General features: G+C 68.7%; 11 protein-coding genes. 5 read left to right on the top strand and 6 right to left on the bottom strand.

The annotated features are described in order from the left end of the window. Position 1: 1 nt before the first annotated feature. Genes phnK through phnN form a run of 3 tightly spaced genes read left to right on the top strand, consistent with a single transcriptional unit; the run spans position 2 to position 2,008 of the window. Complete coding sequence (gene phnK / locus G5V65_RS12605; protein ID WP_165050695.1) at positions 2–778, top strand: phosphonate C-P lyase system protein PhnK; 777 nt, start codon at positions 2–4, stop codon at positions 776–778. Between the two features lies 1 nt (position 779). After that, complete coding sequence (gene phnL, locus G5V65_RS12610; RefSeq protein WP_165050597.1) at positions 780–1,463, top strand: phosphonate C-P lyase system protein PhnL; 684 nt, start codon at positions 780–782, stop codon at positions 1,461–1,463. Then, entirely contained in the window at positions 1,460–2,008 is a 549-nt protein-coding gene (gene phnN, locus G5V65_RS12615; protein ID WP_165050600.1) for a phosphonate metabolism protein/1,5-bisphosphokinase (PRPP-forming) PhnN, read from the top strand. The genes phnL and phnN overlap by 4 nt, the downstream gene beginning before the upstream one ends. Here phnN and G5V65_RS12620 read toward each other — a convergent pair. Continuing rightward, positions 1,990–2,682: a DUF1045 domain-containing protein gene (locus tag G5V65_RS12620; protein WP_165050602.1), complete on the bottom strand. Its 693-nt coding sequence runs from the start codon at positions 2,680–2,682 to the stop codon at positions 1,990–1,992. The genes phnN and G5V65_RS12620 overlap by 19 nt on opposite strands. Before the next feature lie 86 nt (positions 2,683–2,768). Here G5V65_RS12620 and G5V65_RS12625 point away from each other — a divergent pair, with 86 nt between their 5' ends. After that, positions 2,769–3,911 carry an alpha-D-ribose 1-methylphosphonate 5-triphosphate diphosphatase gene (locus G5V65_RS12625; protein WP_165050604.1) on the top strand — a complete coding sequence of 381 codons (1,143 nt, stop codon included), beginning with the start codon at positions 2,769–2,771 and terminating at the stop codon, positions 3,909–3,911. A 9-nt stretch (positions 3,912–3,920) separates the two neighbouring features. Here the strand turns inward: G5V65_RS12625 and G5V65_RS12630 are convergent, their stop codons facing one another. Then, positions 3,921–4,778, bottom strand: a complete 858-nt coding sequence (locus G5V65_RS12630; protein WP_165050607.1) for a hypothetical protein — start codon at positions 4,776–4,778, stop codon at positions 3,921–3,923. A gap of 507 nt (positions 4,779–5,285) precedes the next feature. Here G5V65_RS12630 and G5V65_RS12635 point away from each other — a divergent pair. Then, the gene (locus G5V65_RS12635) at positions 5,286–5,933 is read left to right on the top strand and encodes a response regulator (protein WP_165050609.1); all 648 of its coding nucleotides are present in this window, start codon (positions 5,286–5,288) and stop codon (positions 5,931–5,933) included. A 101-nt stretch (positions 5,934–6,034) separates the two neighbouring features. On the opposite strand, the gene G5V65_RS12640 is transcribed toward G5V65_RS12635, so the two are convergent. The 4 genes from G5V65_RS12640 to G5V65_RS12655 all read right to left on the bottom strand — a co-directional run bounded on the left by G5V65_RS12640 (position 6,035) and on the right by G5V65_RS12655 (position 11,896). Further along, on the bottom strand, positions 6,035–7,510 hold the full coding sequence (locus G5V65_RS12640) for a sensor histidine kinase (protein ID WP_165050611.1): 1,476 nt from the start codon (positions 7,508–7,510) through the stop codon (positions 6,035–6,037). Positions 7,511–7,721: 211 nt separating this feature from the next. Continuing rightward, the gene (locus G5V65_RS12645; protein ID WP_165050613.1) at positions 7,722–9,047 is read right to left on the bottom strand and encodes an HlyD family type I secretion periplasmic adaptor subunit; all 1,326 of its coding nucleotides are present in this window, start codon (positions 9,045–9,047) and stop codon (positions 7,722–7,724) included. 64 nt (positions 9,048–9,111) lie between these two features. Continuing rightward, a complete protein-coding gene (locus G5V65_RS12650; protein ID WP_165050615.1) occupies positions 9,112–10,068 on the bottom strand; it encodes a hypothetical protein in 957 nt (318 codons plus the stop codon). A gap of 4 nt (positions 10,069–10,072) precedes the next feature. Beyond that, on the bottom strand, positions 10,073–11,896 hold the full coding sequence (locus G5V65_RS12655; RefSeq protein WP_165050618.1) for a type I secretion system permease/ATPase: 1,824 nt from the start codon (positions 11,894–11,896) through the stop codon (positions 10,073–10,075). Positions 11,897–11,942: the final 46 nt, after the last annotated feature.

Raw genomic sequence — 11,942 nt, forward strand, 5'->3', positions numbered from 1 at the left:
GATGAAGCCCGAGGGTCCGCTGCTTTCGGTTCGCGGGCTGACGCGGTTTTACGGCGCGCGGATCGGCTGTGCGGATGTGTCCTTCGATCTGTGGCCGGGCGAGGTGATGGGGATCGTGGGCGAGAGCGGATCGGGGAAATCGACGCTGCTTTCCTGTCTGGCGGGGCATCTGGTGCCGGATGCGGGCGAGGTGATCCTTGCCACCGGCGCGGGCCCGCGCGACGTGCTGGCCATGTCCGAAGCGGAACGGCGGCGGTTGTCGCGCGGCGACTGGGCCTTCGTGCATCAGAATCCGCGCGACGGGTTGCGCATGGGGGTGAGCGCGGGCGGCAATGTGGGCGAGCGGCTGATGGCTGTCGGCGCGCGCCATTACGGCGACATCCGCGCCCGGGCGACGGACTGGCTGGAGCGGGTGGAGATCGCCGCCGAGCGGATCGACGACCGGCCGAGCGCCTTTTCGGGCGGCATGCAGCAGCGGCTGCAGATCGCGCGGAGCCTTGTCACCGGGCCGCGGCTTGTCTTCATGGATGAACCGACCGGCGGGCTGGATGTCAGCGTGCAGGCGCGGCTTCTGGATCTGCTGCGCGGGCTGGTGCGCGAGATGGGGCTTTCGGCGATCATCGTCACCCATGACCTTGCGGTGGTGCGTCTGCTGGCGGATCGGCTGATGGTGATGAAATCGGGCCGGGTGGTGGAACAGGGGCTGACGGATCAGGTGCTGGACGATCCGCAGCATGGCTATACGCAACTTCTCGTCTCTTCCGTGCTGCAGGTGTGACATGATCCGGATTTCTGACCTTTCCAAGACCTTCACCCTGCACAATCAGGGCCGCGCGCGGATCCCCGTCATGGCGGGGGCGAGTCTGCAGGTGGCGGCGGGGGAATGCGTGGGGCTGGTGGGGGCATCGGGCGCGGGGAAATCCACGCTGATGCGCCTGATCTGGGGCAACTACCTGGCCGATGGCGGCCGGATCGAGGTGGGCGATCTGGACATCGTCCGCGCCGCGCCGCGCGAGATCATCGCGCTGCGCCGGGCGACGCTGGGCTATGTGAGCCAGTTCCTGCGCGTGGTGCCGCGGGTGCCGGTGCTGGATGTGGTGGCCGAGCCGCTGCGCGTGCTGGGCCGCCCCGCCGAAGAGGCCCGGGCGGTGGCGGCGGGCCTGTTGGAGCGGCTGAACCTGCCCTCCCGGCTCTGGTCGCTGTCACCCACGACCTTTTCGGGCGGCGAGCAGCAGCGGGTGAACATCGCGCGCGGCTTTGCCCATCCCTATCCCGCGCTGCTGCTGGACGAACCGACGGCAAGCCTCGATGCCGCCAACCGGGCGGTGGTGCTGGAGATGATCGCCGAGGCCAAGGCGCGCGGTGCGGCGATCCTGGGGATCTTTCACGACGAGGGGGCGCGGGCGCAGGTCTGCGACCGGCTGGTGGATGTGACCGCCTTTGCGCCAAGGGGCGTGGCATGAGCGCCCTTGGGCGGATCTTCGCGGTGGTCGGGCCATCGGGGGCGGGCAAGGACACGCTGATCGAGGCGGCGCGAAAGGCGCGGCCCGATCTGGTGATCGTCCGCCGTGTCATCACCCGGCCCGCAGCCCGGGGCGGCGAGGATTTCGAAGGGGTGACGGAAGAGGAATTCGCGCGCCGCAGGCGGCGGGGGGAATTCGCGCTGGACTGGCGGGCGCATGGGTTGCGCTATGGCCTGCCCGAAGCGCAGATCGCCGAACGGCAGGCGGGGCGGGACGTGCTGTTCAACGGATCGCGCGCCGCGCTGGAGGCGGCGGTGCAGCTGTTTCCCGACTTGCGGGTGATCCGCGTCTCGGCCCCGTCAGAGGTGCTGCGCGAGCGGCTGATGGCGCGGGGGCGCGAGAGTGCCGCCGATATCGAAGCCCGCATCAGCCGGGCGGCGATCGAGGTGCCGGCGGCGCTGGCGGTGATGGATGTGGTGAATGGCGGGGCGCTGGCCACGGGGATAGACCGGTTCCTGGCGGCGCTTCAGCCGGTCAGGGCATGACGGGACAGAAGATGGAAGCGCTGCGCGGTATCCTCGGCGAACAGGCAGAGATCCTCGATCACGAAGGGGCGCGGCAGCAGGGGCGCGAGCCAGGGCCCGAGGGCCACGGCGACGCCCTCGGCCAGGTTGGGCGAGAGCCGGTCCGTCAGGGTGAGGTGGAAGCGGAATTCCTCCATCACATGCGGATAGCCCCATGCCGCCAGCAGGTCGCGCTGGCGCGGGCTGAGGGTTGCGGGGTTGCGGCGTGCGATCTCGGCTTCGGTCAGGGGCGCGCGGAGCGGGTCGAGGCGGGTGACGACCTCGGCCGCGAAGGCGCGGAGGGGGGCCTCATCCCCTGCGGGGCAAAGCGCGAGGAAGCCGTCGATGGGACGCAGGGCAAGGCCCGGAAGGACAGGCGGCTGAAGCTGTGCCGCAAGGCGGGCGAGCGCGGCATCGAGATCGGCCCGCGTCAGGCCGGGGGCAAGGCGGAACGGCGCCTTGAGCGTGCCGTGAAAGCCATAGCGCCGGGGCGCGCGGATCAGATCGGCCAGGGGCGCAGGCAGGCGCGGCAGATCGGGCGGGGGGGCGATGGCCCGACCGGCCCGGGGATCCCAGCCCAGCCAGCCCGCCATGGCGCGGGCGAAGGCCCCCTCGCGCGGGGCGTAATAGATGGCGTAACGTCGATCCTGTTCCATGCGCCCTGCCCTAGCGCCGCTCTGTCACATGCATGTGACGAAAGCGGGGCATCCCCGTCTTCTCCTGACCCTTGCGGAATCCTGACATGACCGAAACCCTGCTGTCCAATGCCCGCATCCTTCTGGCCGACCGGATCCTGCACGGCTGCCTGCTGATCCGCGACGGAAGGATCGCCGCGGTCGAGGCCGGCCCCACGGCGGCGGCGGGGGCCGAGGATCTGGAGGGCGATCTGCTGCTGCCCGGCCTGATCGAATTGCACACCGACAATCTGGAGCGCCATATCGAGCCGCGCCCCAAGGTGGACTGGCCGCATGCCGCGGCGATCATCGCACATGATGCGGAATTGGCCTCTGTCGGGATCACCACCGTCTTCGATGCGCTGCGCGTCGGATCGGTGACGTCGCGGGCGAAATCGAACTATGGCGAATATGCCCGCGCGCTGGCCTGCGAAATCGCGGCGCTGCGCCGGGTGGGGGCGCTGCGGATCAGCCATGCCCTGCATCTGCGGGCCGAGGTCTGTTCCGAGACGCTGGTCGAGGAACTGGCGAAGTTCGGCCCCGAGGACGGGGTGGGGATCGTCAGCCTGATGGACCACACGCCGGGACAGCGGCAGTTCCGCGACCTGACGCAGCTGCGGAACTATGTCTGCGGCAAGCACGGGTTTTCAGAAGCGGAATTCGCCGATCACGTCGCCGGGCAGAAGGATCTGTCGGCGCGCTTTGGTGCGGTGCATGAGGCGGCCACCGTCAGCGGGGCGCGCCGTCTGGGCGCGGTGCTGGCCAGCCATGACGACACGACCGGGGATCAGGTGGCGCGGTCCGCCCTGCATGGCGCCCGCCTGGCCGAGTTTCCCACCACGCCCGAGGCTGCCCGCGCCTGCCGCGACCATGGCATCGCGGTGATGATGGGGGCGCCCAATCTGGTGCGGGGCGGATCGCATTCGGGCAATGTCGCGGCACAGGCGCTGGCCGAGGCGGATCTGCTGGACATCCTGTCATCGGATTACGTGCCCTCCTCGCTTTTGTCGGGGGCGCTGATGCTGGGCGATCTCTGGGGGGATCTGCCGCGCGGGCTGGCCACCGTCACGCGCGCGCCGGCCATGGCCGCGCAGTTGCACGACCGGGGCGAGATTGCGCCGGGCAAGCGGGCCGATCTGATCCGCGTGCGCCGTTTCGGGACGGCGGGGATGCTGCGGGCGACATGGGTGGCGGGGCAGCGCGTGGCCTGACGCGCCGGGCTACCACGTCACATGGGCGGGCCAGCGGAACACCTCGTCCCCCTGCCCGCCCAGATGCATCACCTGCCGCCGCAGATGCGGCGCGACCTCGTCCTTCGGCAGGCGGGCCAGATCTTCGGGGTCAAGCGGCGCGCCAATGTGCATGGCGATCCGCGCGCCCATCAGGCGGCGGGTTTCGTGAAAGATCATCGCGATGCGCAGCGGATAGGACAGGTGGCTTGCGATCTGGAACAGGCGCGAATTGCGGCCTTCGAAGAAGACCGGCAGCGTGGTGACGCCCGGCTCTGTCGCCAGACGACCGACGAAGCCATGCCAGGGCGCATCAAGGGCCGGGCCGCGCAGGGGGGCGTTGGCGGTGGCAATCCCCCCGGCAGGAAAGACCGCGACGACCTTGCCCGCCGCCAGCAGATCGACGGCCAGCCTGCGGCTGCGGGCCGAGGCGCGGCGGGCCTCGGCGCTGCCCGAGAAATCAATGGGCAGAAGATGGGGGCCGATCTCGGGCGGCTGGCAAAGGACACTGTTCGTCAGGATCTGGACATTGCCGCGCAGGCGCATCCCCAACTGGCCCAAAAGCAGCCCATCGACGATGCCAAAGGGGTGATTGGCCACGAGAAGAAGGCCGCCAGAGGCCCGGATCGCCCCGGCGGGGGCGTGCCAGACAGGCTCTGCCCCGATCCGCAGAAGGCGAAGTGCTGCGTCGAAGACCGTCTCGCCCGGTGGCGGGGCGGCGGCCCAGTCGAGATAGAGATTGCGCAGCATCGGCTGGCCGGTTGCCCGTTCGACGCTGCGGATCAGCGCGCGCCGAAAGGCGGATTGGCCGGGATGGGAATAGGTAAAGCCGGGGGCTGTCTGGTCCATCGAGGCGCGCCCTTCATCTGGATGATGGGGCAGTGCCTAGCCGAAACACATGACATTGTGGTTACGGTCCGGCGACAGGGGGATGACACCGCCCCCCTTGGCGCGGCTGGCAAGGAACCGCCGAGGCGGCAGCGATCAGACCCATGGCCGGGTTGCAGGGCGGATCGGAGGGGCGAATCATTCTTGCGTGATCCGTAACCCTTGATTGATTCTTATGAGATTGAACAATCTTGTATGGTAACCTAACCGATTTCACATGGCCCCTTCGCCACAATCGCGCGCAGTTTGCGAAAGGGTTACGCCTTCTGGTTGCCGGGACGGAAACAGTCGGGGGGGCAAAGGCGCCCTTATCGCTGCGAACCGTGTGAATTGGGGCTTTTTGATGTCCGGATTCCGGCTTTTTCCAAACTTTCGTTTAGACCGAGCCAGCAATTAAGATAGATTTACAGATGGGGGACGAAGGGGGGTGACCGGTCCTGCCGGTCACATGCTGCCAGTGGGAGACCAATGACCAAGCTCATCCTGATTGATGACCACCCGATCGTTCTTGCCGGTCTGGTGGACATCCTGACATCGCAAGGGAAATACGAAATCGTCGCCACCGGGGCCACCGCCGATGCCGCGCTGCATCTGGTCCGGACCCATGACTGCGACGTTCTGGTCGCCGATCTGAACCTGCCCGGGGACATGGTGGAAACCATCCGTCAGATCCGCATCGACCGGCCCTCGGTCCGCATCCTCGCCTTCACGGCCAATGGCAATGTCGAATGCTGCATGCAGCTGCTGGCGGCAGGGGCCACGGGCTATGTGCTGAAGGGCAGTTCCGGCGGGGATCTGTTCTATGCGCTGGAAGAGGTGGCGGCGGGCAAGGAATACGTGTCCTCGGCCATGGCCACCAAGATGGTGCGCGAGATGCGCCAGGCCCAGCAGCGCAAGGCGGAACGGGCCTCGGTCGCGTTGAATGCGCGGGAAGATCAGGTCGTGCGCGAATTGATGAGCGGCGCGTCCAACAAGGAAATCGCGACGAAGCTGAACCTGTCGGACAAGACGGTGAAGCATTACATGACCCAGATCATGCAGAAATACAACGCGCGCAACCGCGTCGAGGTGATCCTCGAGGCGCAGCGGCTGAGCGGGCATCAGATGCGCCAGTGACGGCCGCGCCCCGCACGGGTGGCGCATGACGGAAGGCAGGGGGGCGGGGCGCAGGCACCGCCCCTTTTCGCAAGGGGCGGTGCGGCTGCGCGCGGCCTGCCCTAACCCTTGCCCCGCAACGCATGCAGCGCGTCGCTGCCAGAGGCGGCCGGAGAGTGCATCCTGTCAGCCGGGCCTTCCCCTGCATCGGGGCGGGGGTTGTTCTCCAGTTGATCGAGGTCGATCAGCAGGGCAACCTCGGTTCCCCGGCCCGGGCGGCTGGTCAGGCGCAGATCGGCCCCGATGCTGCGCGCGCGGTTGCGCATCCCGGCAAGACCCAGTGCCACGTGATCGCCTTCGGCGGCCTCTTCACCACCAAGGCCTGGCCCCCTGTCGGAAACCGCGATGCGCAGGATGCCGTTGCCTTCCTCTGCCGTCACGGCCAGCCCCTGCCCCCCGGCATGGGCCTGGGCATTGTGCAGCGCCTCGCAGACCACGCGGTAGATGGCGGTGCGCATCTCGTCATCCGGGAAGGCGCGGATCGGGCCGATGTCCACGCGGACCTCGGAATCGAATTCGGTGCGGAAATTCTCGACCGCGCGGCGCACGGTCTGCCCCACGTCCAGCCCTTCGAGCGTCGGCAGCACAAGCCCGGTGGAGATGACGCGCAGTTCCGCGATGGCCTGATCGAGCAGGTCGCTGGCCTTGGCGGCAATCGGGCTGTCGGCTTCGGCATGGGCAAGCTGGCTGCGATAGAGGGCCGCGATGCTGAGCAGCTGGATCGGGCCATCATGCAGATCCGAGCCGATGCGGTTCAGCACCGCCTCGGAGATCTGGCCGGCCTGGCGGCGCAGCTCTTCGGATTCCTGGAACAGCCGCTGATTGGCCAGCGCCAGCGCATCGGCCTTGCGCAGGCTTTCGCCCAGGGCGGCCTCTTGTGCGGTGATGCGACGCTGGGCGAAGGCCACGAGGACGGCCAGCCCCACGATGCCCAGGACGAGCGAGCCGAGACGGATGGCATCGGTATCCTCGAGCATCCGCGAGATGCGGGCGAGCAGGAGTTCCACGCTGCAATAGATTTCCCCGACGGCGATCACCTGTCCGTCGCGGTTCACCAGCGGGATATAGACTTCATAGACGACGGTGCCCAGCGCGCCATCCCAGAGGTTTTCCGGCGTGGAGCCGTCGGCCTCGACGATCACCGTCTCGCCATGCAGGGCACGCAGGACGGCGGGTTCGGGCCGGCCCTGGTGTTCGACCGCCCCGCGCGAGTTGTAGACCAGCGCGCCGTGCAGATCCCACAGCTTCACGCGGTCGATATAGGCCGGGTCGATCTGGCCGGTGACGGCTTCCTGCACGCGGCGCTGGGTTTCCGCCGAGAGAGGGCCGCGCACGGCTTCGTTGCCCAGCGCCGCGATCAGCACACCGCGCGCAAGGGCCTGTTCGATCTCGAGCGAACCTTCGACCATGCGCCCGGCAATGACCTGGTTCTGCAGCTTGCCGGTAAGAACGGCCAGTCCGGTAAAGAGGATCGCGGCCAGAAGCAGGAACTGGCCCGTCAGGCCGATGGAGCGCAGGAACGTGGAAAACTGTGTCATGGAGTCGCCGACAAGGCCGGAAGGGGACGGATCCAAAGGCCCGGTCCAGCGCCGCGGGCGGGATGCGCCGGATGTCCTGTCATTCGTCCCTCGCAGTTCCGGTCTATGGGCATCGGGCAAGCTGTCGCGCGTCATGGCCTTCTTCCGGTGAGTATGAACATGTTCCCGCGTCATCCGCAAAGCCGTTGATCGCGGCGCGGGGCGGGGGCGGCTATTCCTCGCGCATGGCCCGTTGCATCTGATCCATGACAGGCTGGACAATGTAGGAAATCGCCAGCCGTTCGGCGGTGGGCACGAAGACCTCGACCGGCATGCCGGGCACGAGGCCCCGATTGCCGAGCGCCGCCATGTCGCCGGTCGGACGGGCGCGGGCGATGAAATGCGGCTGGCCGGTGGCAGGGTCGATCACGGCGGCGGCCGAGACGGTTTCGACGACGGCGTCGATTTCCGGGGTCAGGCGCTGGTTGAAGGCCGGAAAGCGCAGGCGCGCGGCCTGGCCGGGGGCGATGGCGTCGATATCGGTGGGCGCGATGCGGAATTCGATCACCATGTCCTCGGCCCCCGGAACGATGGAAACCAGCGTCTTGCCCGGGGGGACCACTTCGCCCAGCGTGGTGACCTTCACCTCGTTCACCGTGCCCGCGACCGGGGCGCGCAGGACGGCGCGGGCCAGCCTTTCGCGCGCGGCGCGCAGTTGCAGATCCAGATCGACGATCTGGGGTTCGAGACTGCGCAGGTCGCGATGGGCATCCGTCCGCGCGGTGGTGACAAGGCGTTCGCGCTCCAGCGCGATTTCGGCCTGACGGATTTCGTTGCGCGCAAGGTTGGCCGCGATCTGGCCCATCTCGCCCTGCATGCGCGTCAGGTCGCGCAGGATCTCGTCCAGCCGGGTCTGTTCCACCGCGCCGCCCTTCAGCAGTTTTTCAAAGCGGGCATGGGCGGCCTCGACCAGAGCCAGTTCCTCGGTCAGCGAGGTTTGGCGGGCCATCAGCGCATCGCTGTCGAAACGCAGTTGATCGGCCTGCAGCGCCAATGCGGCAAGCTGGGCCTCGCGGTTGCGGCGGGCCTCCTGCATCAGGCGGTTCTCGCCCTGGACGATACGCAGCCAGTCGGGATCGTCGGCGGCATGGCGCGAGGACAGCACCATCTCGCCACCGCTGCGTTCGGCGGCAAGGCGGGCGGCGCGGGCCTCGGCCTCGCGCAGTTGCGAGGCGAGCATGGCGATCCGGCTTTCGATCTCGAAGGTGTCGAGGGTCAGGACAGGCTGGCCCGCCGCAACCGTCTGGCCGCGGGTGACATGGATCGCGGCCAGCGTGCCGCCATCCAGATGCTGCACCGTCTGCAGATCGGACCGCACGAGGACCGAGCCGGATCCGATGACGACGGAATCGAGCCGCGCCGTCGCGGCCCATAATCCGATGCCACCAAAGAGCAGTGCCGACAGGGCGGCGGCGGCGACCAGTCGTCCGCGCAGGGAAAAGAGGCCGGCATCCTCGGCGGAAGGGCGGCTGGGGCTTTGTGCGGCGGTCATCATCATGCTGTCACCCGTTCTGTCTGGGTCAGGCGGGGGCATCCCGCCAGACCGGCTGTCATGCGGCCCGTCACAAGAGGCCCGCCGGGCTGTCCGGCACAAGGGAAGAGGTCGCCTCGGCCCCGGTCTCGGTCAGGGCGACGGGTGGCGGGGCGTCGGCATCGGCGGCCGGGAAATGCGACTGCAGGAACGCCTCGCGCGAGTCGGGGTTGGACAGCAGGTCATGGCTGCGATCCTCGCGCAGGCGGAGGGCGGCAAGGCCGGGATCGGCGGTCTCTTCCCCCCTCAGGCGGCGCAGTTCGTGCTGGCTGATCCAGTCGCCGATGGCGAGTGTGCCGATGTCGCGCAGGGTTTCGGGGCCGAAGGGGGCCACAACCTGGGCCAGGCGGGCGAACAGCTGTTCAAAGGCGATCGGGCCGGGATCGGTTTCGGCAGGGTTGTCGGGGGCCGTGCCCGCGCCCGTTCCGGGGCCAGTTCCGGGGCTCCCGCCCCGGCTGCCCGGCCCCTCTGCCGGACCCGGCGCCGCGCCCGCCCCCGGGAACGCGGCACCGTCCGGCAGGGGGCCGGGCCCCCGCGCCCCCGGCCGGCCCGCGCCCGGATCCCCGCCTGGAAGGGCGGGCAGATCCGGCACGGGCTCGGCCTGCGGAAAGAAACGCGACAGATCGAGCGCGCCCGGGCCACGGCCTATGCGGCCCAGATCGGCCACCATCCCGGCCTCGGGCAGGTCGCCCGGCGCGGGCGGCTCTTCCAGGACAGGGGTCTGGGCCAGCAGGGGCTTGACCGGCGCGGGGGCCATGTCGGCACGGGCCGCCGTCGCCTGATCCGGTGCTGCGGGCGCGCCCGGCCCTTCGGGGGCAGAGAGTTCCGCCGCGCCGAAAGCCGATTTCACCCAGGCCGCCATGCCGATCATCACACCGGCGAAGATTGCGGCGAAGGGGGCTTCGCGCCGGTCGGCCAGGGCAAAGAGCGCGCGCCCCTTGGGCTGGCGGTCGGCGGCGGATTTGCGGTTGCGGGTCTGGATCTGCATGGGCCTATCCCCGCGCCATCGCGTTGCGGGATTTCCGGTCGCGGGCCTTGTCCTCGCCCGGCTGCGGGGCCGTGGCTTCCAGCGCGATGTCATCGCTGCCCGAAACGGTGGACGGGGCGACGACCTGCCCGTCGCGGTTGGACAGCACCTCTTCCTTGGTGCCGAAGGCCACCAGCTTGCCCGCATGAATCGCGGCCACCATGTCAACCGCCGCAAGCACGCTGGGCCTGTGGGCCACGATGACGGCGATGCCGCCCCGGTCACGGATGCTGCGGATGGTGTCGTTCAGCGCGCGTTCGCCCGCTGCATCCAGCGCGGCATTGGGTTCATCCAGCAGCACGACAAAGGGATCGCGATAGAGCGCGCGGGCCAGCCCGATACGCTGGCGCTGGCCTGCCGAAAGGGCAGTGCCCAGCGCGCCCACCTCGGTGTCATAGCCCTCGGGCAGTTGCGAGATCATCTTGTGGACATTGGCCGCCGAGGCCGCCTTGAAGATGGCGTCGCTGGTGCGGTCGCTGTCGAAGCGGCTGATATTGTCGCGCACCGTGCCGTTGAACAGGCCCACTTCCTGCGGCAGATAGCCGATGATTTCGCCCGCGCGGGCCGGATCCCACTGGGTCAGTTCCACATCATCAAAGCGGATCGCGCCGCGCAGCACCGGCCAGACGCCGGCCAGCGCGCGGATCAGCGTGGATTTCCCCCCGCCCGACGGCCCCAGCACGGCCAGCGCCTGCCCGGCCTTCAGTTCGAAGCTGACATCCGACAGAAGCACGCGGCCATTGGCGGGCGAGGCGATGGTGACATTCTCCACCCGCAGCGAGCGGCTGGGGCTGGGCAGCATCAGGGGCGTGCGTTCGACCGAAAGCGCAACCAGCGTGTCGCGCAACTGGCCCCAGGCCTGACGGGCGCCGACGATGCCCTTCCAGTTGCCGATGATCTGGTCGATCGGCGCCATGGCCCGCCCCGAAGCCACCGAGACGGCGATGATCGCGCCTGCGGACAACTCGCCCTTGATGGTGAAATAGGCCCCCAGCCCCAGCAGCCCCGATTGCAGCAGCATCCGCAGCACGCGCGACATGGCGGCCATGGTGCCGGTGATGTCGGAGGCGCGGGTGTTCAGCGACAGATGGTCATGGTTGGCCTGGGCAAAGCGTTCCACCGCGCGGCCCGTCGCCCCCATGGCGATCAGCACCTCGGAATTGCGGGTGTTGGAATCCGAGATGGTGTTGCGCAGCACCAGCGCGCGATGCGCCGATTTCGCAAGGTCGCGCGACTTCACCTCGGCGATGACGGTGAGCAGGGCCAGCGTCACCAGCCCGGCCAGCGTGACCGCGCCCAGAACCGGGTGCAGCAGATAGACGAAGATCAGGAAGACCGGCACGAAGGGCAGATCGAAGATCGCCCCGGGCGCCTGCGAGCCGAGGAAGTTGCGCAGGGTATCGACGCCGCGGCTGCGCTCTTGCGCCTCGGTCGGGGAAAAGCCGTAGCGCGGCATGTCGATGGCCACGCGATGCGACAGCGGCGCAAGGCGGCGGTCGAGCCGCGCCCCGATGCGCACCAGAAGCTGCGCGCGGATCGTGTCGAAACCGCCCTGCACCAGGTAAAGCGCCAGCGCGAGGATGGAGAGGAAGACCAGCGTCTGCACCGAGCCGGAGGTCAGCGCGCGGTCATAGACCTGCAGCATGTAGAAGGAGCCGGTCAGCGCCAGCACGCTGATCAGCCCGGAAATGGCGAAAAGCGCCCAGCCGAAGCGGCGAAGATCGGCGTTCAAAAGATCGCGCGCCTTCTTCAGGGCAAGGGGATCGGAGGGGGAATTCGGTTGTGCCATGGCCGTTGCTGCCTGCCTTGATCCTGCGCCGGTCATCCGGCCTGTT

Origin of the sequence: Paragemmobacter kunshanensis (assembly GCF_011059185.1) — a bacterium.
GTDB classification, from domain to species: Bacteria; Pseudomonadota; Alphaproteobacteria; order Rhodobacterales; family Rhodobacteraceae; genus Paragemmobacter; species Paragemmobacter kunshanensis.

Bases quoted from the DNA above. Each gene is read 5' to 3' on its own strand.
- G5V65_RS12645 (WP_165050613.1), bottom strand. From the start codon at position 9,047: ATGATGATGACCGCCGCACAAAGCCCCAGCCGCCCTTCCGCCGAGGAT.
- G5V65_RS12640 (WP_165050611.1), bottom strand. From the start codon at position 7,510: ATGACACAGTTTTCCACGTTCCTGCGCTCCATCGGCCTGACGGGCCAG.
- phnL (WP_165050597.1), top strand. From the start codon at position 780: ATGATCCGGATTTCTGACCTTTCCAAGACCTTCACCCTGCACAATCAG.
- G5V65_RS12620 (WP_165050602.1), bottom strand. From the start codon at position 2,682: ATGGAACAGGATCGACGTTACGCCATCTATTACGCCCCGCGCGAGGGG.
- G5V65_RS12635 (WP_165050609.1), top strand. From the start codon at position 5,286: ATGACCAAGCTCATCCTGATTGATGACCACCCGATCGTTCTTGCCGGT.
- phnN (WP_165050600.1), top strand. From the start codon at position 1,460: ATGAGCGCCCTTGGGCGGATCTTCGCGGTGGTCGGGCCATCGGGGGCG.
- G5V65_RS12625 (WP_165050604.1), top strand. From the start codon at position 2,769: ATGACCGAAACCCTGCTGTCCAATGCCCGCATCCTTCTGGCCGACCGG.
- G5V65_RS12650 (WP_165050615.1), bottom strand. From the start codon at position 10,068: ATGCAGATCCAGACCCGCAACCGCAAATCCGCCGCCGACCGCCAGCCC.
- G5V65_RS12655 (WP_165050618.1), bottom strand. From the start codon at position 11,896: ATGGCACAACCGAATTCCCCCTCCGATCCCCTTGCCCTGAAGAAGGCG.
- phnK (WP_165050695.1), top strand. From the start codon at position 2: ATGAAGCCCGAGGGTCCGCTGCTTTCGGTTCGCGGGCTGACGCGGTTT.
- G5V65_RS12630 (WP_165050607.1), bottom strand. From the start codon at position 4,778: ATGGACCAGACAGCCCCCGGCTTTACCTATTCCCATCCCGGCCAATCC.